This is a genomic window from Actinoplanes derwentensis, assembly GCF_900104725.1.
GTDB classification, from domain to species: Bacteria; Actinomycetota; Actinomycetes; order Mycobacteriales; family Micromonosporaceae; genus Actinoplanes; species Actinoplanes derwentensis.
This window is the reverse complement of the sequence record NZ_LT629758.1, coordinates 9,900,001-9,920,363: the sequence shown is the minus strand read 5'-3', so window position 1 is coordinate 9,920,363 and position 20,363 is coordinate 9,900,001. Positions and strand designations below refer to the sequence as shown.

Below are 20,363 nucleotides of genomic sequence, written 5' to 3'. Positions count from 1 at the left end.
GGTTCTTGCGGCCGGGGCAAGCCCCATCCACGGGAGTTCACCGTAACACTGTTTGCCGCCACCGCCACGTTCGGGCTGGCTGACCTGCGTGTCACGACACAGTCAATTGATCCTCGTCGGCCTTCCGTAGTAGGGGCCCACCCGGGCCGTCGGTCTCGCCCGGCGGCGGGGTCCGGTCGGCGGCGTGCAGCAGCACCCGCAGCGCGGTCAGCACCGCCACCGGCACGGCAGCGGCCGCGGCGGCCCCGGCGGCACCCAGCGCGGTGCCGCTCAGCACACCCGCGATCAGGGTCGCCACCACCGTCCCGGCCACCCCGGCCCGGACCGCCGGATGCAGGCCGTAGACCCGGTTCAGGCCGCCCCACGGGGAGAACTGGCAGAACACCATCATCACCGCGCCGAGCAGAGCCAGCAGCGTCAGCGGGCTCTCCACCAGGGCCACCCCGTTGGCCGCGGTGGACCGCTGCATCGCCGGACCGGCCGAACCGTCACCGAGCGCGGTCAGGATCCGGCCCAGCGCACCCTGCTCCAGCGGCGGCCGGCGCAGATCCGTCACGGCGAACGCGATCGTCACCGCGACCCCGGACAACGCCGCCCAGGCGAACCGGGGGAAGGTCAGCCAGCCACCGGTGCTGATCGCCGCGGCCACGCACACCCCGGCGGTGACCGCGATCGCACCGATCGGGTCGGCACCCAGGTAGGGGCTGCCGACCATCACCACGCCGAGGCCGCCGAAGGTGACCACCACCAGCGGACGCCAGCGCCGGGTCACCCACTGGGCCAGCGATCCGGCCAGCAGGAGCAGCCCGGCCACGAACACGCCGAGGCCGACACTGCCCAGCCCGGAGTACCGGACGCCGTGGATCGCCGAGTAGCCGGCGACACCGTTGAGCTGAAGCTGCGACCCGGTCACCAGGTCGGTGGCCACCACCAGCACGCTCACCGCGGAGACCGCGGCCATCGGCCACAACGTCCGCTCGAAACGGGGCACCAGCCGCACCACGAGGGTCCCCACGGCCATCAGGGCGGCCGTGGTCGCCCCGAACAGCCAGGCCGGGTGGTCGCTGTCCCACCACGGCGCCACGTCGGCGAGCAGAGCCGCCGGGATGGCCAGCCCGGCCGCGATCAGCGCCAGTTCGGCCAGCACCACCAGACGGCGCGGGGGCAGCGGCGGCCCCAGCGGACCGGCGTGCCGGCGGGCCCGGATCAGCACCGGGATCACCGCGACGAAGAGCACCAGCTGCAGGATCGCCAGCACGGTGAAGAAGATCTCGGTGACACCACGCTGGGCGATGGCCCGCCGGTCGGCGTCCCGGGCGCCCTGCATGGCCTCGGCCGGGTCGGCGGGACGGCCCGGGGCGGAGGTGGCGGCGTACCCGGCGAAGAGTTTCTCCGGCGCCTTCCGGCCCAGCGCGGACAACACGGTCGGCGCCAGGTCGACCAGCTGCAGGTAGCCTTCCCGGCCGGTGCCGGCCGAGGTGAGCCAGCCGGCCGGCCAGCCGGGGCCCTCGGCGATGGCCACGTGCAGGCGGGAGGTGGTGTCGGTGTCGGCGAGGCCGGCGATCAGCATCATCGAGTTCTGCGGGCGGGCCGCGAGGACCCGGGCCAGGGTCCGGTCGGCGGCCTCAACCGCGGCCGCGCGCTGCGCCCCGTCACCGGCGATCGTGCCCAGGTCGACGACGCTGAGCACACAGTCGTCGAGCAGCTGCGCCGGGTCGTCGGGCAGTGCGGCGACATAGCGGTCGACCCGCCCGAACGGCCGGGCCGCGGCGATCGCGGCACCGGGGCCGACCGCCACCGAACACCGGACCGACTCGGCGAGAGCGCCCGGCGTCGTCCCGTACGGCAGCCGGTCCTGATTGGTCCGCACCACGCTCGGCTGGTCGGTGAGGTTCGCGCCGATCCCGTCCGGCTGGGTGAGCGCGGGCGCCGAGTCCGGACAGCGCCCGGAGACCGCCCTGGTGTCCCACGCCGCGTAGTTTCCCGCTCCCAGCGTCAGCCAGCCGTCGGCAGGACAGGTCACCGCGTGTGCCGAGCGCACCGACAGCCAGCCCACCGAACCGGTCTGCGCCTCCCGCCACAGGGCCGGCGTGCGCACCGGATCGAGATCCTCCCAGCGCAGCCCGGCCGCTGCGGCGACCACCACGTAGTCGGCGTCACCACGCACCGACTGCCCGGCCGGACGGAACGTCAGCCCGGCCAGGCTCACCGCCGCGACCAGCACGGTGAGCAGGTAGGGAACCCAGGTCGGCACCCGCGGGCCGGGCGGAGTCCCCGGCGGGCGCACCCGCCGCAGCCGGGCCAGGCCACCACCGGGCACGGTCGCCGGCGTCACCTGCGGACCGCCGCGACTTCCGCGTAGGCCGAACGCACGTCGACGACCACGTCCTGTTCGCCGGGCCAGGTGGCGGCCTGCCGGGGCCCGCGGGCTGCGTAGTCGGCACGCAGCGCCGGATCGCCCAGCAGGCGGCGGACCGCCTCGTCGAGCGCCTCCGGGTCCCGCGCCGGGATCTGCACGGCGGCGTCGCCGACCAGGCCGGGCAGCCCGCCGACCGCGGTGGCGATCAGCGGCACCCCGGCGTGCAGCGCCTCCTGCGCGAACAACTGCCGGGCCTCCCAGTCACTGGTGATCACCGCGAGGTCCGCGCCGGCCAGCAGGTCCGGCACGTCGGCCCGGTGCCCGAGCAGTTGCACCGGGGCGTGCAGCCGCGAGGCGCGCTGGGCCAGCGGCATGTAACTGGGCCCCGACCCGGCGATCACCACCACCGGCGGGGGTGTCAGCTCACGCCAGCGGGCGGCGACGTCGACGAGCATGTCGTAGTTCTTCTGCGGGTGCAGCCGGCCGACCGACACGATCAGCGGGGTGCCGCCACGCAGCCCGAACTCGGCGCGCACCGCCGCCCGGGACCGTTTCGGGGCCGCCAGTTGCGGCGTCGCGACCGGGCCGAGGCGCGCGTTACGGGCGCCGAGCAGCACCGCCCGCTGGACCAGGTCGTCGGAGGCGCCCAGGGTGATCGCGGCGTTGCGGGCCACGATCCGTTCCAGCAGGGCTCCGGCCTGGCCTTTGATGCCCCGCGCGAGGACGGCGTTGTGCCAGGTCACCACGAGGGGCACGCCGGTACGGGCGACCGAGGCCACGAAAGCGGCCCGCAGCCCGTGTGCGTGGATCACCTCGGTCTCCCGGCCGGCGATCGCCTTGCGCAGCTGACGGATCGCGCCGGAGTCCTGCGGGCCGGGGTCGGCCGGGATCTCCACCACCGAGAACTCCAGCCCCGACGCCGAGAACCCGAAGTGCTGGTCGACCGCGGACGGCCCGCACACCAGCACCCGGCAACCGGCGGCGACCAGGCCGCGGGCCAGGGAGGCGACGTGCTGGCCGATCCCGCCGGTACTGGACGCGACCACCAGCACGACTGAGCCGCGCCATCCCTCGTCGCTGCTCACGACCCGCATTCCCCTCTCCTCGGTGATCGCCTCGCTACGGCCATCACCTGCGCAAACGTCTTGTCACGGTGGCGGCCAGCGGCCCGAGGTCCCGGCGGTCGAGCGCGAAGGCCACCGCACCGAACACGGCCACGACCGCCACACCGCCCAGCATGCCCTCAACGAGACTGCCGAGCACGCCCGGGGTGGGCCAGACGGCCGACCCCATCCAGGCGACCGTGCCCCACCCGGCGAGCCCGCCGAACACCGCCGCGACGACCGCCGCGACCACGGCCCGGCCCAGTCCGGCCAGCGCCGCCGCACCGGCGTTCCGGCGAACGGCGAGGACCAGCAGCACCCCGGTCACCGACATCCCGGTCGCGGTGGCCAGCCCGAGACCGAACACCTCCCCGTCCCCGTCGGCGACCAGGGTGGTGACGATCACGCCGAGGCCGGCGGTGAGCCACCCCACGGCCGAGGCGACCGCCGCCGCGACCGTGGCGCCCCGCGCGTAGAGGGCCCGGGAGAGCAGCGCGAACAAGGCGTAACCGAGCAGGCCCGGCGCGAGCCCGAGCACTCCGGGGACGGCGTTGGGCACGTTCATCAGCGAGGGCGACGTCATCGGGACCGCCAGTCCGGCCAGTCCGGCGGTCCCGAGACCGGCCAGCAGCACGACCGAACGGGCCGTGCCGGACAGCGCGGTGGCGTAACCGTCCTCGTCACCGTTGGCGGCCGCCGCCGACAGCCGGGGGTAGACCGCGGTCGCCAGCGGGACCGCCAGCACCGCCCACGGCAGCAGGAACAGCGTCTGCGCACCGGTGTAGGGCGCCATCTGCAACAACGCGAGCACCGTGATCAGAGCGACCACCACCTGCTGCGCGCCGACCGTGACCGCGCCGGCCCAGCCGAGGCGCACCGCCTGCCGGCCCTCGTCACCGGGGAACCGGAAGGACGGCCGGATCCGCAGCCGCAGACGCGCGACCGGGATCACCAGGCAGAGGCTCAACGCGACGACACCGAGCGTGGTACCCACCGACAGGGTCAGCTCACCGGCCCGGCTCAGACCGGCGAACCCGCTCTGCGCGCCATCGATCCCGGCGTAGGTGAGATAGGCCGCCATCACCGTCGCGCTGGACAACAGCGGCGCGATCACCGGCCAGGCGAACCGGTGATGGGCCTGGAGCACACCGGTCAGCACGATCCCGATGCCGTAGAGCGGCAGCTGCGGCGCGAAGATCCGCAACATCCGGGCGGCGATCTCCTGGTACTCCGGCGGCACCCCCTGGAACAGCCCGGTGATCGGCCCGGCCGCGAACCAGACCACCAGAGCGAGGGGGATCGTCAGCGCGAGAACCCAGGTCAGCAGGGCCGAGGTGACCCGGCCGGCCCGTTCCCGGTCACCCACGGCCACCGCGCCCGCCAGCAGCGGCACCACCAGGCTGGCCAGGGCACCACCGGCGACCAACTCGAAGACGATGTTGGGGATCGTGTTGGCGGCCAGATAGAGGCTGGCCAGGCCGCCGTCCGCCGCGCCGTTGCCGACCGTGTGGAAGAACACCATCGTGCGGCCGAAGCCGGCGAGCCGGGCCAGCACGGTGAGGATCGCGATCAGCGCGGCGGCACCGGCGAGCTTGGCGCCGGAAGGAAGCTGCCCGGAAGACCGGCCGGTGCCGGGCTGGCCGGTCACTGCGGGCGGCGGCCGAGCTCGTCGAGCGTGCGCAGCCACGGCGTGTCGTTGATGACCCGGGTGAAGCTGATCTTCTCACTGGCCGCGGTGAGGGCGGCCAGCGCGGCCAGCGTGACGGCCCGGCCGGTGGTGCCGGTGCGGGCGGTGAGCGCCACCCCGAGCAGCGCGCCGAGCGAGTTGGCCCCGGCGTCGCCGAGCATGATCTGTTCGCCGAGGTCGTCGCCCAGCATCGCGGCACCGGCGCCGAGGGCTCCGGCGGTCATCGCCGCGTTGCGGCCGACCGCGAGCGGCGCGCCGATGACCGCGCCCGCCTTCAACGCCCGGCCGGGACGCAGGTCGAGCAGGTTGAGCAGGTTCGCGGTCCCGGCGATCACCCCGGCGCCGAGGAGCACGTCGGTGGTGCGACCGAGCCGGCTGCCACGTCTGCTGCCGATCAGCGCGGACGCGGCGAGACCGGCCGCGCCCACTCCGACGATCTTGACGAGGCCGCTGGTGACGTAACCCTCGCGCAGCGCGCCCAGATGCCCGGCGAAACCCTTGGCGGATTTCTGCTCGGGCCGGTTGCCGGCCACGTCGTCGTAGAAACCGACCGCGCCGCTGACCGCACCGGCCACCCCGGCAGCGGTGGCGAGCCGGACGGTCGGCGCGCCGGAGACCGCCCCGAACGTGGCGCCGGCCGCCAGCGCAGGACCACCGGCGAGCGTGACGGTCCGCCCGTGGAAGTTGGTCCGCCGCAGCTCACCGGCGCGGGGATCCTGCCGCACCCAGGCGAGAACGGTCCGCGCGACCAGGGCACCGAGACCAGCGGAACGGAGGTAAGCCATGGCAGCGGAGTCTATCGGGGCCGGGCTACGGAGCGGTCGACGGCACGATGGAGGTGACCCCCGTGCCCAGCCCGTAGTGCCCGACCTTGCCCTGCACCAGCCGGTCCCACATGACCAGTGTGGTCGCGACCTGGCCCTGCACGGTGCTGACGTTGTCCACCGTGGAGATGCTCAGGCTGAGGGTGGGGTCGTTGCGGATACCGGTGACCAGGTTGCCCTCGCCCGCGTCGTCACCGGCGACCACCATCGCACGGCCCTTGCCGAGCTGGTCGGCCATGGTGAGCGCGTACCCGCTCTTCTTCGTCGCGTCCTGATCGGTGGCCGGAACTCCGGCGACCAGCACGATCGCCTCGGCTCCACCGGCCGCGCCGTCCTCGACGGTCAGATAGCCGGGCTGGGTGAAAGCGGCGAGCACCGCGGTCACGTCATCAGCAGTGGGGGTGCTGGTGCCCTGCATCAGGGTGAGCGCCAGCAGCGCGCTCGCCGTCTCCACACCATTGCTGTTGAGCGGCAGGCCGGTCGCCTGGATGCTCGGCTGGGTCGACTGGTCGGCCAGGTCGAGCAGTTCGTTGACGAAGTTCGGGTCGAAGAACTTCTCCTCGACCGCGACCCGGGAGGTGATCGTGGCCCCGGCCGCGGTCAGCATCTTGACGACGCCGGTGGCCGAGTCCTCCGCACCGGGCAGCGACACCACGGTCAGCTTGCGGCCGGCCAGTTTGCCGCCGAGCAGCATGGGCGCGATCTCGGTGGCGAACTCCTGGTTGCGGTTGACCTCGTCGTTGAGTTTGTTGACCTGCTCGCGGCGGACGTTGTTGTCCTTGTTGAGCGCGGCCAGGTTGTTACGCAGGTTCTCGGACACCGGGCCGTTGAGCGCGGCGGTGCCGACCACCAGGCCGATCGCCAGCGCAAGGAAGACCGCGGTGAGCGACACCACGTGGTACCGGAAGTTGATCACGACGCCCTCAGAAAAGATTGCCGAGCTGGAAGACGAAATTGTCCCACCACTCGGACACGACGGTGAGGTACGCCTTCCCCACCGTGGACACCGCCACCGCCGAAGCCATCGCGGCGACCGCGGAGAGCACCAGCAGCAGCACCGCCGAACCGGAGATGCTCTGCCGGTAGAGGCGGCTCACGCCCTTCGCGTCGACCAGCTTGCCGCCGACCTTGAGCCGGGTGAGGAACGTCGACGCCATGCCACCGCGGCCCTTGTCGAGGAACTCGACCAGGTTGGCGTGCGTGCCGACGGCCACGATCAGGGACGCGCCCTTCTCGTCGGCGAGCAGCATCGCCAGGTCCTCGCTGGTCGCCGCGGCCGGGAAGGTCACCGCGTCGACACCCAGGTTCTCCACCCGCTTGAGGCCGGGCGCCCGCCCGTCCGGGTAGGCGTGCACAACGATCTCGGCACCGCAGCGCAGCACGTCGTCGGTGACCGAGTCCATGTCCCCGATGATCAGATCGGGGGTGTAGCCGTTCTCCACCAGCGCGTCGGCACCGCCGTCGACACCGATCAGAACCGGTTTGTACTCCCGGATGTACGGCCGGAGAACCTCCAGGTCCTCCTTGTAGTCGTAGCCCCGCACCACGATCAGCACGTGCCGCCCGCCGATCCGGGTCTGCACGTCGGGCACGCCCACACCGTCCAGGAGCAGGTCACGCTCCTGCTTCAGGTAGTCCATCGTGTTCGCCGCGAACGCCTCGAGCTGCACCGACAGGCCCTCGCGGGCGTCGGCCATCGACGAGGCGACGGTCTCCGCGTCCTGCCGCACCCCGGACGCGACCGGCTCACCGTCGAGCAACACGGTGTCGCCCTCGATCGCGACCACCTTGCCCTCGCGCAGCCCGGTGAACACGTCCTCACCCAGGTCGTCGACGAGGATCACGCCGCCCTGGATCAGCACCTCGGGGCCCAGGTTCGGATAACGCCCGGAGATCGACGGCTTGGCGTTGAGCACCGCCATGACCCCGGCGGCGACCAGCGAATCGGCCGCCACCCGGTCGAGGTCGACGTGATCGATCACGGCGATCTCGCCGGGACGCAGCCGGCCGGTCAGGCGTTTGGTCCGCCGGTCCAGCCTGGCCACACCGGAGACCGGGCCAGGATCGGCACTCCTGGTCCGGCGCAGAGTGGGAATGGGAAGTCGCATCCCGGCCATCCTGACATGCCGTCGCACACTGTTCCCCCACGACATGCGCCAGCTCACCTTTATCAGGCGCGTTTCTCCCGAGCAGCCACGGAGAGTAGCTCCTCGGCATGGGCGATACCCAGGTCAGAATCGGGCAGACCTGCCAGCATCCTGGACAATTCGCGAGCCCGTTCGGTCTCCTCCACGATCCGGACACCACTCGTCGTGATCGCCCCGCCGGTGTCCTTGGCGACCACCAGGTGCCGGTCGGCGAACGCCGCGACCTGCGGCAGGTGCGTCACCACGAGCACCTGATGGGTGCGGGCCAGCCGGGCCAGCCGACGCCCGATCTCCACCGCCGCGGTGCCACCCACCCCGGAGTCGACCTCGTCGAAGACCAGCGTCGGCGGGCCACCGGCACCGGCGAACACCACCTCGATCGCCAGCATCACCCGGGACAGCTCACCACCGGAAGCGCCCTTCTGCAGGGGCAGAGCGGGGGCACCCGGATGGGCGTGCAACCGCAGCTCCACCTCGTCGGCGCCGTCCGCCCCGGCGGCCAGGGTCTCGCCGTCGACGGTCACCGCCGGCTCGTCCCGCGACGGCGCCCGGGTCAGCACCGCCACCTCGACCCGAGAATGCGGCATCGCCAGCCCGGCCAGCTCCACGCTGACCGCCTCGGAGAACCGCCCGGCCGCCTCGCGCCGCGCCGCGGTCAGCCGCCCGGCCAGCTCGCCGACCGTCGCCTCCAGCCGCTTGCGCTCGGAGTCCAGCTCGTCCAGCAGCTCGTCGGACGAGTCCAGCTCACCCAGCTTGGTGCGCGCGTGCTCGGCCCAGGCGATCACACCATCGACGTCGTCGGCGTACTTCCGGGTCAGCGCGCGCAGCGCCGCCCGCCGCTCGTAGATCGCCTCCAGCCGGGCCGGATCGGCGTCGAGCGAACTCAGGTAGGCCGACAACTCTGAGGACACGTCGGCCACCAGGGTCGCCGCCTCCTCGATCCGCGACGCCAGGTCACCGAGTGACGCGTCGACGCCGGACTGGCCCTCCAGGGTCCGCCGGGCCAGCCCGAGAAGCTGCGTCGCGTCCGGGGTGTCGTCGGCCGCCTCCACCCCACCGGCCAGCGCCTGCCCGGCCAGGGCGGCGGCCACCCGCAGGCCCTCGGCGTGCTCCAGGCGCTGCACCTCGTTACGCAGATCGTCGTCCTCACCGGGCTGCGGATCCACCCGGGTGATCTCGTCGAGGCCGAGTTTGAGCAGGTCGGCCTCCTGAGACCGCTGCCGCGCGTTGCGCCGCCGATCGGCCAGGTCCTCGACCACCGAACGCCAGCGGGCGAACGCCTCCCGGTACGACTCGATCAGCTTCTCGTGCCCCGGGCCGGCGAACCGGTCCAGCGCCGACCGCTGCTCCGACGGCCGCAGCAGCCGCAACTGGTCGGACTGACCGTGCACGGCCAGAATCTGCTCGCCCAGCTCGCTCAGCGTCGACACCGGCATGCTCCGGCCGCCCACGTGCGCCCGGGACCGGCCCTCAGCCGTCACGGTGCGGGTCAGCAGGATCGAGCCGTCGTCGTCGACCTCGCCACCGGCGTCGGTGACCCGGGTCCGCACCGCGTCACCCAGGTTGCCGCGCAGTTTCAGCCGGCCCTCGACCACCGCCCGGCCAGGATCAGCACGAACCCGGCCGGCGTCAGCCCGTCCGCCGAACAGCAGCCCGAGGCCGGTGACCACCATGGTCTTGCCGGCGCCGGTCTCGCCGGTGATCACATTCATTCCCGACGTGAGCCGCAGCGTGGTGTCGTCGATGACACCCAGCCCGGTGATGCGCAGTTCCTCCAGCACAGCCAGACAGTATCGGCACCCCCCGACAATTGCCCAACGGCGTCGGTCTGATCAGCGTCGATTCCCCCGCCAGCCGACCACCGGCAAACCGAACTTCGCGACCAGCGTGTCGGTGAACGGGCGCGGCGCCAGACGCACCAGACGGACCGGCAGCTGACCCCTTTCGACCGTCACCTGCGAGCCCGGCGGAAGGTCCCAGGTGCGACGGCCGTCACAGCACAACACCGCAAATGACGTGTACGGGTCGACCGTCAGCACGAAGGTCGACGTCGGAGCCGTGACGATCGGCCGGCTGAACAGTGCGTGCGCACTGATCGGCACGAGCAGCAGCGCCTCCACCTCGGGCCACACCACCGGCCCACCGGCCGAGAACGCGTACGCCGTCGACCCGGTCGGTGTGGCACACACCACACCATCACAGCCGTAGCGGGACAGCGGCCGCCCGTCCACATCCACGAGCAGCTCGAGCATCTGCGCCCGCTGCCCCTTCTCCACGGTCACCTCGTTGAGCGCCCACGACTCGGCGATCAGGCGGCCGTCGTACTCCGCCCGCACGTCGAGCGTCAACCGCTCATCGACCGTGTAGTTACCGGCCACCACCTCGGCGACCGCCGCGTCGATGTGATCGATCTCGGTCTCGGCGAGGAACCCCACCTTGCCCAGGTTGATCCCGAGCAGCGGAGCCTTCGCCGGCCGGGCCAGATCGGCGGCCCGCAGAATCGTGCCGTCCCCACCGAGCGCCAGCACGATCTCCACACCCTCGGCCGCCGCCGGCCCCTCGACCGGCTCCACCCCCGGTGGCAACTCCAGGTCGTCGACCTCCTCGGCGATCACCCGGACCTCGAAGCCGGCAGCTATCAGGTCCAGGGCCACCGCCCGGGCGTGCTGCGTGCTCTGCCGACGCCCGGTATGCGTCACCAGCAGGGCCGAGCGGCTCATTTCTCCTCCAAGAGCTCGACAGCATGAGGTCCGGCCTCGACCACCGTCTCGATGTAGGCCGAATCGGCCGGCGGGGCATCCCGCCGGAACCACACGAAGAACTCCACGTTGCCACTCGGGCCCGGCAGCGGGCTGGCGGTCACATCCGCCACCCCCAGACCCAGCCCGGCGGCGGCCGCCGCCACATCCAGGACCGCTGCGGCACGCAGCCGCCAGTCCCGGACCACACCACCCGTACCCACCCGCTCTTTGCCGACCTCGAACTGAGGCTTCACCATCAGCGCCAGATCGCCGTCCGGACCGGTACAAGCCGACAACGCCGGCAACACCAGCCGCAGCGAGATGAACGACAGATCCGCCACCGTCAGATCGACCTCGCCACCGATCGACTCGGGCGTGATCGTCCGGACGTTGGTGCGTTCCTGCACCACCACCCGCTCATTGGTCCGGATCGGCCAGGCCAGCTGCCCGTACCCGACATCCACCGCCACCACCTGCCGGGCCCCCGCCCGCAGCAGCACATCGGTGAAACCACCCGTCGACGCACCCGCGTCCAGACACCGGCGGCCCTCGACCCGCAGACCCTGGCGACCGAACGCCGCCAGCGCGCCGAAAAGCTTGTGGCCACCCCGCGACACGTACTCGGTCTGCGGATCCTCCCCGGTCACCAGAATCGGGTCGGCGGGGTCGACCATGGCCGCCACCTTCTGGGCGACGGTGCCGCGCACCTGCACCCGGCCGGCCGCGACAAGCGTGGCGGCCTGCTCCCGGGAGCGGGCGAGCTTACGACGGACGAGCTCCGCGTCGAGACGCGCACGGCGGGCCATCAGGTTCCTTTTATTCGGTACGGCGGTACGGTTCGGTGACGGTCAGCGATCGATGCCGGCCAGGGTCTCCTGGAGCACCTGATGCGCGGCCTCATACTCGGCGATCTGCTCGGCCGGCGCCAACCGCGCGGCATTGGCGAGCGACCGTAGCACCGCGTCCACCGCCGGGTGCCCGCTGCCCTCACCGTCTCCCGGAACCACACCCGGATCGACAACCGCGGGCCGCGGCACGGCACCCGTGTCGGTGACGGCGGGCCGGGGCCCGACCGGCGGCGGGCCCGGCCGGAAGCCACCCGATGGCGGCCCCGGACGCGGGCCGGGCTGTGCCGCGCTGGCGAACGTCACCGGCTCACACCTCCGTGCTCTCGACGGTCTCCGGCCGCGGCTTCGCCTGGCTGGGCACCCGCGGCGCCCGCTTGGCCGGAGCCTTCCGCGGTGCGGGCGCCCGCACCGGTCGCGGACCCTCCACCGCTTGCGGATCGTTTTCGGTCACCGGCGCGACGAACGAGGCCGCCGGAACCTTCCGGGCCGGCGCCTTCTTCGCAGGCACCGCCGTCGCCTCGGCAGCCTTCACCGGCGCCGCCACGGCGGGCTTCACCGGGGCGGTCCCGGCTGGCTTCACCGGGGCGGCCTTCCGCACGGGAGCCTTCTTCGCGGGCGCCTTCTTCGCGGGCGCCTTCTTCGCAACGGGCACGGCGGCCGGAGCCGCCGCGACCTCCGCGACGGGACCGGCCACCTTCCGCGGGGCGCGCTTGACCGGCGCACGCTTCACCGGCGCGGACTCGACCGGCGCGGGCGCCGCACTGACCGGAACCGAAGCGGCCGCCGCGTTCCCGGAGAGCCCATTGCCTTCGGTACCCGCTGCGGGCATCGCGTTCGGAGCCGCCTTGACGGCCACTGTCTTCTTAGCGGGCCGCAACGGCTCGTCCGGCCGCGCCCCCTCGGTGCTCACTGCCTGCGCCGCCCGCAACTCCCGTTCCAGGTCGTGCACCCGCCCGGTGAGATCCGACACCTCTTCAGCGGTGGCCAATCCCACCCGCACGAGGGCCCGATCCACCTCATAGCGCACGATGCTGGTCAGCGCCTCACGGTTGGCCAGCCCCGTCGACAGCAGGTCCTCCACGAGTCCCTGCACCTGTGCCGCTGTGGTCCCGCCCCGGTTGAGCAGGTCCCCGGCGACCTGTTGGGCCTTCTTCCGGGGTGCCTCCGTCAAGCCGAGTGCCAGGTCAAGATACGCCCGCCATGCGTCCGCCACGTCCCGCCTCCTCTTGCGCGTCGGGTGCCACGCTACCGGGCACGTCCGGGAAACTCCTGAGGTACCAGGCTGGTGTCGTGAGGCAGGATGGCCCCATGGCCACCGTGGACGACTGCCGCAAAGCACTGCACGACCTAGCCGCCCGCCTCCAGGCGAACGCCGAGGCCCGGGGCAAACTGGACCTGGACCGCACTCTGGCGTGCCGGGTCACCGACCTGGGGACGGCCTTCCACGGCCGGATCGCCGGCGGCCTGCTGCTCGACATCACCGACGGCGACGACCCGAAGGCGAAGATCGCCCTGGTCACCACCAGCGACGACCTGCTGAAACTGGTCGCGGGCGAGCTGGACGTCACCCGCGCACTCGCGAGCCGCCAGATCGCCATCAAGGCGAACCCGTTCGACCTGCTCAAGCTCCGCAAACTCCTCTGACACGACGCCGCCCTGCCGGTGACGCCCGGAGATACGGTCACCACCGGCAGGGCGGTTCAAAGATCAGCGATCAGCCGTAGCGGAGAGCGTCTCGAGCCCGGTGAGGACGTGCCCGGCGGAAGCCGTCGCCGTCGACAACTGGGTGGTCACCTCGGCCAGCACAGCGGCCTGCTCCTCCACTGAGGAGGCGATGTTCAGCTGGAGCTGGTGGATGCCGTCCACGGCTTCGGTGGTGGCGGCGAAGGTCTGCGCCACGTCCCGGGTCTCCGCCACGATCGCGGTGATCACCTGATTCACCCGTTCCACCGACGTCGCCGTCTCTCGGGCCAGGTCCTTGACCTCACCGGCCACCACGGCGAAACCCTTGCCGAGTTCACCGGCGCGGGCCGCCTCGATGGTGGCGTTGAGGGCCAGCAGGTTGGTCTGTTCGGCGAGAGAAGCGATGATCGCGTTGACATCGGCGATCTCCCCGACCGACTTCTCCAGCCGCCGCACCTTGTCCCCCGCCGACGAGGCCGCGTCCTTGCCGTCCGACGCCGTCCCGGCGGCCTGCGCGGACCGCTCGGCGATGTCACGCACCGACGCGGTGAGCGCGGCCAGCTCCTGGTCGACGGCGGCGACCGCGGAGATCGCCGCGTGCGCCTCGACACTGATCCCGGCCACGTCAGCGGTGATGCGCCGGGCCCGGCCGGCCGCCTCCTCGGACTGCGCCCGCAACTGTTCGGCGGCACGTTCCCGGGACTCCTGCTCGGCTCGTTCCACCTCCCGGCGGGCGTCCTCGGCCTGCCCGGACAGTACCTCGTTCTCCCGCTCGGCCTGCTCGGCGAAGTGCCAGAAGACCACGATGCCGACCACCTCGAGGGTGGCCAGCCCGGCATGCAGGGCGACCAGGCCGAGCGCCACGCTGATCCCGGTGTGGTGATCACCGAAGACCCGTTCCGGCGCGATCAGCCCGAGCACACCGTGATGTGCCACGACCACCACGACCGACGACACGAGCGGCGCCCACTGCTGGTAGAGGGCGACGAAGATCAGCACCGCGTAGAGGTGGATGTGCGCCGACATCGCACCGCCGGACAGCTCGATCGCCACGAACGTACACGCGATCAGCCCGACGCTGGTGTGGCTCGCCCTGGATTTCGGCGACGGCAGGGCGGGCGTCGCGGCGGCCCACCCGGCGACGGCCACGGTCAGCAGCACAGCTTCCCAAGGCGGCCTCGGGCCGAGTATCCCGACCACCAGGAAGACCGGCACGTGCCACCAGAGCAACCGGCTCACGATCCGGTGCCGGGCCAGCCAGGACGTCTCGGACAACCGCGCGCCCCGGGGCAATGTCATTGAGCTCACACCGATCCTTTCGGCACATCGCCCCACCCGATGACCCCCAAGGACAAAACCCATCATCTGGTACGCCCGGCGCCTCCCCAGCCACACCACACCTCACGTGGCGATCCCCGCGAGAACACCGCTGGTCCCGGCCTCGACGCGGCCGCCGGGCCGAATGCGGTGGAGACGAAAAAACGGCCGGTTCCGGCCGCCGTCCCCATGTCAGGAGACGGCGGCCGGAACCGGCCGCGTCGAAGTACCCCGTCAATCGTCCTTCCGGACTCCCCAGGCGTTCAGGAGTTCCCGGGCCTCGCCCGAGACCGGAGTGACCCCGGAGAGGGGAACACCGGTCCAGGTGGCCCCGCACAGCAGGCGCAACGCGTCCACCGGGTCACCGGAACCGTCCAGTGACACCCGCGAACCCTCCCGGACGACCCGCCAGCCACCGGCCTCCGAACCGGGCGCCGGCACCCGGGCACCGTCCGCCGGACGGAACAGCCCGGACAGGTCGGCTGCCACGTACGTCGGTCGCTGGTTCTCCCCGGCCACCAGCAGATCGGCCGGACCACTCACCCCGGTCAGCACCAGCAGGCTGTCGAAACCCGCGGTGACCGCACCCTGGATGTCGGTGTCGAGGCGGTCGCCGACCGCGAGAGGGCGCACTGAACCGGACAGTGTCGCCGCCGTCCGGAACAGGCCCGGCTGCGGTTTGCCGGCCACCACGTCCGGTTCCCGGTCGAGGGCGGTCCGCAGCACCGCGACCAGCGAGCCGTTACCCGGCAGCGGGCCACGCGGACTGGGCAGGGTGCGGTCGGTGTTGGTCGCGTACCAGACCGCTCCGGCCCGAACCGCCAGCACCGCCTCGGCCAGAACCTTCCAGCCGACCTCCGGCCCGAACCCCTGAACCACCGCGACCGGCTCGTCCTCCACCCGGTCGACCGGGGTCAGCCCAGCGTCACGCACCTCGGCACGCAACGCCTCCGCACCCACCACCAGCACTTTCGCGCCGCCCGGCAGCCGTTCCGCGAGGAGAGCGGCACAGGCGCCGGCCGAGGTCAGGACCTCGGCCGGCGCCGCGCTCACACCCATGCCGGTCAGTAGCGCCGCCACATCGGCGGCACGCCGGGACGCGTTGTTGGTCGCGTACACGATCGCGGTGCCGTCGGCCCGCAACCGCTCCACGGCCTCGACCGCACCCGGGATCGGCTCGTCGATCAGGAAGACGACGCCGTCCAGATCGAAGATGACCAGATCGTGACTGCCGGCCAGGTGGTCGCTCACGCCTTCGGCTTCTCCTCGGCGTCAGCCTGACCGGTGGACTCGTCGCCCGCGGCCTTCTCCTCGGACTTCGCCACCGAACCGGCCGGCTTGTCCGCGACGACCTTCTCGCCCTCGACCGACTTCTCGCTCTCCACCGACTTCTCGGCCTCGACCGGCTTGCCGGACTCGGACTCGGCCGGCTCGGAGAACGTCACCGCGGAAACCTTGCTCCCCGGCGCACTCTTGACGAGCCCGTCAGTGTTCACGTCCGTCGCAGCGACGACCGCATCCTCGTCCTCGTCCTCGTCGTCGAGGTCCGCGTCGTCGTCCTCAAGATCGTCGTCGTCCTCGTCGTCCTCGCCGAGATCGTCGTCGTCCTCGTCCTCGTCGTCCTCGTCGTCCTCGTCGTCGTCCTCGTCCTGGTCGTCATCGTCCGAGTCGTCCTCGTTCGACGGGCCACGGTCGGTGACAGCCTCGGCGTCCTCGTCCTCATCCTCGTCGTCACCCTCGATGGTGACGCCGTCGAGTTCGAGCAGCCGCTCGGCCGCGTCGGTGACCTGGTCCTCGTCGACCTCAGCCGCACGGGCGAACCACTCGCGAGCTTCCTCGCGACGGCCGGCCGCCAGCAGAGCGTCGGCGAAGGCGTAACGCAGACGCGCCGCCCACTCGGCGTTGCCCTCAGCGGTCAGCTCACCGATCTGCAGCATCGCCACCGCGGCTTCATGCTGTCCCAGGTCGCCCCGGGCTCCGGCGGCGACGATCAGCAGCTCGATCGCGGTCGCCTTCTCCAGCTTCTCCACGTCGGCACCGCGGTACAGGTCGATCGCCCGCTCGGGCCGGCCCAGCGCACGCTCGCAGTCGGCGAGCTCGGCCAGGTGCGTCTGCCGACCGGTCATCCGGTGGTAGGTCCGCAGCTCGGCGATAGCGGTCGTCCAATCCCCCGCCGCGTAGGCGGCCAGACCGACGGCCTCCCGCACCACAGCGATCCGCGAGGCGAGCCGCCGCGCCGTGATCGCGTGCTGCAGCGCCAGTTCGGCGTCCTCGTCGATGATCGTGCCGGCCGCCACCAGGTGCCGCGCGACCCGGTCGGCGACCTCCCGCGCCAGGCTCATCAGCTCGGCGCGAACCTCCCCGTCGAGGTCGTTGGCCGTGATGTCCTCAGGGATCTCCGGCGCCACGAACGAGGCCTGCCCGTTGTCCTGCTCGTCCTGCGGCCGACGCTCGGCGTCGCTCCGGAAGCCACCGCGGTCACGGTCGCCGCCACCCTGGTAGCCCGGACGGTCGCCACTGGGACGACGGTCCCCGCCACCTTGGTAACCGCCACGGTCTCCGCCGGCGGACCGGTCACGGTCGCCGCCACGGAACCCACCACGGTCCCCGCCACCCTGGTAACCGGGACGGTCACCGCTGGGCCGGTCGCCGCCGCCCTGGTAGCCCGGACGGTCACCACTCGGGCGCCCACCCTGGTAGCCGCCACGGTCCCGGTCGCCACCACGGAACCCACCACGGTCACCCTGGAAGCTCTCCCGGGCTCCACCACGGTCGCCACCGCCCTGGTAGCCCGGACGGTCGCCACTGGGGCGCCCACCCTGGTAACCACCACGGTCGCCACCCTGCGGACGGTCCCCACCACGGTATCCACCACGGTCGCCACCGCCCTGGTAGCCCGGACGGTCACCGCTGGGACGACGGTCGCCACCGCCCTGATAGCCCGGACGGTCGCCACTGGGACGACGGTCGCCGCCACCCTGGTAACCCGGACGGTCGCCACTCGGGCGCCCACCCTGGTAACCACCACGGTCGCCACCACCCTGGTAACCGGGACGGTCGCCGCTGGGACGTCCACCCTGGTAGCCGCCACGGTCCCGGTCGCCGCCACCCTGGTAACCGGGACGGTCACCGCTCGGACGACGGTCGCCGCCACCCTGATAGCCCGGACGGTCGCCACTGGGACGACGGTCGCCGCCACCCTGGTAACCCGGACGGTCGCCACTCGGGCGCCCACCCTGGTAACCACCACGGTCGCCACCGCCCTGGTAACCCGGGCGGTCACCGCTGGGACGACGGTCCCCGCCACCCTGATAGCCCGGACGGTCACCGCTGGGACGACGATCCCCGCCACCCTGGTAACCCGGACGATCCCCACCACGGAAGCCACCGCGGTCTCCGCCGGCGGACCGGTCACGGTCTCCGCCACGGAATCCACCGCGGTCGCCACCACCCTGGTAGCCCGGACGGTCGCCGCTGGGACGTCCACCCTGGTAGCCACCACGGTCCCGGTCGCCACCACGGAATCCACCGCGGTCGCCGCCACCCTGGTAACCGGGACGGTCGCCACTCGGGCGCCCACCCTGGTAACCACCACGGTCGCCACCGCCCTGGTAACCGGGACGGTCACCGCTGGGACGACGGTCGCCGCCACCCTGATAGCCCGGACGGTCGCCACTGGGACGACGGTCGCCGCCACCCTGGTAACCCGGACGGTCGCCACTGGGACGACGGTCGCCGCCACCCTGATAGCCGCCACGCTCTACGGAACGGTCGCCACCGCGGAAGCCACCACGGTCTCCGCCGGCGGACCGGTCACGGTCTCCGCCACGGAATCCACCGCGGTCGCCACCACCCTGGTAGCCCGGACGGTCGCCGCTGGGACGTCCACCCTGGTAGCCACCACGGTCCCGGTCGCCACCACGGAAGCCGCCGCCACCCTGCGGACGGTCACCACCACGGAAGCCGCCACGGTCACCGCCCTGCGAGCTGCCACGGTCGCGGTCGCCGCCGCGGAATCCACCGCTGCCGCCACCGCCCTGGTAGCCGCCTCGCGAGCCACCACGGTCGCGGTCGCCGCCACGGAAGCCGCCACGGTCACCGCCGCCCTGGGAGCTGCCACGGTCACCACGGCCTCCGGCGCCACTTCCGTCGCGACCGCCTCCGGAACGACTGTTGTCGTCGCGGTTGCTGGAGCCGCCGTCCTGCGGTCCTGTAGTCACGGATCATTTCCTTCCAGTACGGCGGCGGGTTACCGAGGCCCGAGTGGCCCTGCTCCGACACACGCTGTTCACGAATCACAAAGTTACTAGGGCTTCTGCCCACAAACGCAGTCGAGGGCCGACCCCAAGTGGGGCGGCCCTCGACCGATCACGTTGAGTCCGGCGGCGTCCTACTCTCCCACACCCTCACGAGTGCAGTACCATCGGCGCTGGAGGGCTTAGCTACCGGGTTCGGAATGTAACCGGGCGTTTCCCCTCCGCTATGACCACCGAAACACCTGTCAGCACAGCGAAAAACCAGCAACCTGACATCCTTTTCTCCGGCCCAGCCGGCACCGACATAAAAGGTCGGAACCAACCAGAACCCTCAAAAAATCAGGGTGGTTGTTCGTTTGCTGTGAATCACACAGTGGACGCTAAGCACAAAATTTAGGGTGGTTAAGCCCTCGGCCTATTAGTACCGGTCAACTCAACACGTTACCGTGCTTACATCTCCGGCCTATCAACCCAGTAGTCTAGCTGGGAGCCTTACCCACTCAAGGTGGTGGGATACCTCATCTCGAAGCAGGCTTCCCGCTTAGATGCTTTCAGCGGTTATCCCTTCCGAACGTAGCCAACCAGCCATGCTCCTGGCGGAACAACTGGCACACCAGAGGTTCGTCCGTCCCGGTCCTCTCGTACTAGGGACAGCCCTTCTCAAGTATCCAACGCGCACGGCGGATAGGGACCGAACTGTCTCACGACGTTCTAAACCCAGCTCGCGTACCGCTTTAATGGGCGAACAGCCCAACCCTTGGGACCTGCTACAGCCCCAGGATGCGACGAGCCGACATCGAGGTGCCAAACCATCCCGTCGATATGGACTCTTGGGGAAGATCAGCCTGTTATCCCCGGGGTACCTTTTATCCGTTGAGCGACACCGCTTCCACTCGCAAGTGCCGGATCACTAGTCCCGACTTTCGTCCCTGCTCGACCCGTCAGTCTCACAGTCAAGCTCCCTTGTGCACTTACACTCAACACCTGATTGCCAACCAGGCTGAGGGAACCTTTGGGCGCCTCCGTTACCCTTTAGGAGGCAACCGCCCCAGTTAAACTACCCACCAGACACTGTCCCTCGACCCGATCAGGGCCGCAAGTTAGATACCCAAACCCAACAGAGTGGTATTTCAACATTGCCTCCACCCGAACTGGCGTCCGAGCTTCACCGGCTCCCACCTATCCTACACAATTAAATTCAGATACCAATGTCAAGCTATAGTAAAGGTCCCGGGGTCTTTCCGTCCTGCCGCGCGTAACGAGCATCTTTACTCGTACTGCAATTTCGCCGGGCCTGTGGTTGAGACAGTGGGGAAGTCGTTACGCCATTCGTGCAGGTCGGAACTTACCCGACAAGGAATTTCGCTACCTTAGGATGGTTATAGTTACCACCGCCGT

The 20,363-nt window shown here is 71.3% G+C and carries 16 protein-coding genes and 2 rRNA genes (1 of these 18 running past the window's edge); 2 read left to right on the top strand and 16 right to left on the bottom strand.

The window, feature by feature from the left end; translation table 11 throughout:
* Positions 1-91 precede the first annotated feature (91 nt).
* The 11 genes from BLU81_RS44365 to BLU81_RS44315 all read right to left on the bottom strand — a co-directional run bounded on the left by BLU81_RS44365 (position 92) and on the right by BLU81_RS44315 (position 12,922).
* On the bottom strand, positions 92-2,254 hold the full coding sequence (locus BLU81_RS44365) for a hypothetical protein (protein WP_456236557.1): 2,163 nt from the start codon (positions 2,252-2,254) through the stop codon (positions 92-94).
* A gap of 77 nt (positions 2,255-2,331) precedes the next feature.
* Positions 2,332-3,453: a glycosyltransferase family 4 protein gene (locus BLU81_RS44360; protein ID WP_092555351.1), complete on the bottom strand. Its 1,122-nt coding sequence runs from the start codon at positions 3,451-3,453 to the stop codon at positions 2,332-2,334.
* 34 nt (positions 3,454-3,487) lie between these two features.
* Positions 3,488-5,149, bottom strand: coding sequence for a murein biosynthesis integral membrane protein MurJ (murJ, locus tag BLU81_RS44355; protein ID WP_231953823.1), 1,662 nt, complete (start codon positions 5,147-5,149; stop codon positions 3,488-3,490).
* Positions 5,107-5,934, bottom strand: a complete 828-nt coding sequence (locus BLU81_RS44350; protein ID WP_092555349.1) for a hypothetical protein — start codon at positions 5,932-5,934, stop codon at positions 5,107-5,109. The genes murJ and BLU81_RS44350 overlap by 43 nt, the downstream gene beginning before the upstream one ends.
* Before the next feature lie 25 nt (positions 5,935-5,959).
* On the bottom strand, positions 5,960-6,889 hold the full coding sequence (locus BLU81_RS44345) for a copper transporter (RefSeq protein WP_092555346.1): 930 nt from the start codon (positions 6,887-6,889) through the stop codon (positions 5,960-5,962).
* Positions 6,890-6,896: 7 nt separating this feature from the next.
* Positions 6,897-8,090, bottom strand: a complete 1,194-nt coding sequence (steA, locus tag BLU81_RS44340; RefSeq protein WP_172890902.1) for a putative cytokinetic ring protein SteA — start codon at positions 8,088-8,090, stop codon at positions 6,897-6,899.
* Between the two features lie 53 nt (positions 8,091-8,143).
* On the bottom strand, positions 8,144-9,901 hold the full coding sequence (recN, locus tag BLU81_RS44335) for a DNA repair protein RecN (RefSeq protein WP_092555344.1): 1,758 nt from the start codon (positions 9,899-9,901) through the stop codon (positions 8,144-8,146).
* A gap of 51 nt (positions 9,902-9,952) precedes the next feature.
* Positions 9,953-10,840, bottom strand: a complete 888-nt coding sequence (locus BLU81_RS44330) for an NAD kinase (protein WP_092555342.1) — start codon at positions 10,838-10,840, stop codon at positions 9,953-9,955.
* Complete coding sequence (locus tag BLU81_RS44325) at positions 10,837-11,667, bottom strand: TlyA family RNA methyltransferase (protein WP_092555340.1); 831 nt, start codon at positions 11,665-11,667, stop codon at positions 10,837-10,839. The genes BLU81_RS44330 and BLU81_RS44325 overlap by 4 nt, the downstream gene beginning before the upstream one ends.
* A gap of 42 nt (positions 11,668-11,709) precedes the next feature.
* Complete coding sequence (locus BLU81_RS44320) at positions 11,710-12,012, bottom strand: hypothetical protein (RefSeq protein ID WP_092555338.1); 303 nt, start codon at positions 12,010-12,012, stop codon at positions 11,710-11,712.
* 4 nt (positions 12,013-12,016) lie between these two features.
* Positions 12,017-12,922 carry a phasin family protein gene (locus BLU81_RS44315; protein ID WP_092555336.1) on the bottom strand — a complete coding sequence of 302 codons (906 nt, stop codon included), beginning with the start codon at positions 12,920-12,922 and terminating at the stop codon, positions 12,017-12,019.
* Positions 12,923-13,017: 95 nt separating this feature from the next.
* Here BLU81_RS44315 and BLU81_RS44310 point away from each other — a divergent pair, with 95 nt between their 5' ends.
* Positions 13,018-13,353 carry an SCP2 sterol-binding domain-containing protein gene (locus tag BLU81_RS44310; protein ID WP_092555334.1) on the top strand — a complete coding sequence of 112 codons (336 nt, stop codon included), beginning with the start codon at positions 13,018-13,020 and terminating at the stop codon, positions 13,351-13,353.
* Between the two features lie 63 nt (positions 13,354-13,416).
* Here BLU81_RS44310 and BLU81_RS44305 read toward each other — a convergent pair whose 3' ends face one another.
* The 3 genes from BLU81_RS44305 to BLU81_RS51225 all read right to left on the bottom strand — a co-directional run bounded on the left by BLU81_RS44305 (position 13,417) and on the right by BLU81_RS51225 (position 17,051).
* Positions 13,417-14,418, bottom strand: coding sequence for a methyl-accepting chemotaxis protein (locus BLU81_RS44305; RefSeq protein WP_407923908.1), 1,002 nt, complete (start codon positions 14,416-14,418; stop codon positions 13,417-13,419).
* A 525-nt stretch (positions 14,419-14,943) separates the two neighbouring features.
* Positions 14,944-15,960: an HAD-IIA family hydrolase gene (locus BLU81_RS44300; protein WP_092555332.1), complete on the bottom strand. Its 1,017-nt coding sequence runs from the start codon at positions 15,958-15,960 to the stop codon at positions 14,944-14,946.
* The gene (locus BLU81_RS51225) at positions 15,957-17,051 is read right to left on the bottom strand and encodes a tetratricopeptide repeat protein (RefSeq protein ID WP_092555330.1); all 1,095 of its coding nucleotides are present in this window, start codon (positions 17,049-17,051) and stop codon (positions 15,957-15,959) included. The genes BLU81_RS44300 and BLU81_RS51225 overlap by 4 nt, the downstream gene beginning before the upstream one ends.
* On the opposite strand from BLU81_RS51225, the gene BLU81_RS51730 reads away from it, so the two are divergent.
* Positions 17,010-19,019 (top strand): beta strand repeat-containing protein, encoded by a 2,010-nt coding sequence (locus tag BLU81_RS51730; protein WP_092555328.1) that lies wholly within the window; start codon positions 17,010-17,012, stop codon positions 19,017-19,019. The genes BLU81_RS51225 and BLU81_RS51730 overlap by 42 nt on opposite strands.
* A gap of 67 nt (positions 19,020-19,086) precedes the next feature.
* On the opposite strand, the gene rrf is transcribed toward BLU81_RS51730, so the two are convergent.
* Both rrf and BLU81_RS44280 read right to left on the bottom strand, forming a co-directional pair.
* A 5S ribosomal RNA gene (gene rrf, locus BLU81_RS44285) occupies positions 19,087-19,203 on the bottom strand.
* Between the two features lie 160 nt (positions 19,204-19,363).
* Positions 19,364-20,363, bottom strand: a 23S ribosomal RNA gene (locus BLU81_RS44280) (it continues 2,115 nt past the right edge of the window).

Bases quoted from the DNA above. Each gene is read 5' to 3' on its own strand.
- steA (WP_172890902.1), bottom strand. From the start codon at position 8,090: ATGGCCGGGATGCGACTTCCCATTCCCACTCTGCGCCGGACCAGGAGT.
- BLU81_RS44360 (WP_092555351.1), bottom strand. From the start codon at position 3,453: ATGCGGGTCGTGAGCAGCGACGAGGGATGGCGCGGCTCAGTCGTGCTG.
- BLU81_RS44325 (WP_092555340.1), bottom strand. From the start codon at position 11,667: ATGGCCCGCCGTGCGCGTCTCGACGCGGAGCTCGTCCGTCGTAAGCTC.
- BLU81_RS51225 (WP_092555330.1), bottom strand. From the start codon at position 17,051: ATGAGCCTGGCGCGGGAGGTCGCCGACCGGGTCGCGCGGCACCTGGTG.
- BLU81_RS44330 (WP_092555342.1), bottom strand. From the start codon at position 10,840: ATGAGCCGCTCGGCCCTGCTGGTGACGCATACCGGGCGTCGGCAGAGC.
- BLU81_RS44305 (WP_407923908.1), bottom strand. From the start codon at position 14,418: ATGTCGGCGCACATCCACCTCTACGCGGTGCTGATCTTCGTCGCCCTC.
- BLU81_RS44310 (WP_092555334.1), top strand. From the start codon at position 13,018: ATGGCCACCGTGGACGACTGCCGCAAAGCACTGCACGACCTAGCCGCC.
- BLU81_RS44350 (WP_092555349.1), bottom strand. From the start codon at position 5,934: ATGGCTTACCTCCGTTCCGCTGGTCTCGGTGCCCTGGTCGCGCGGACC.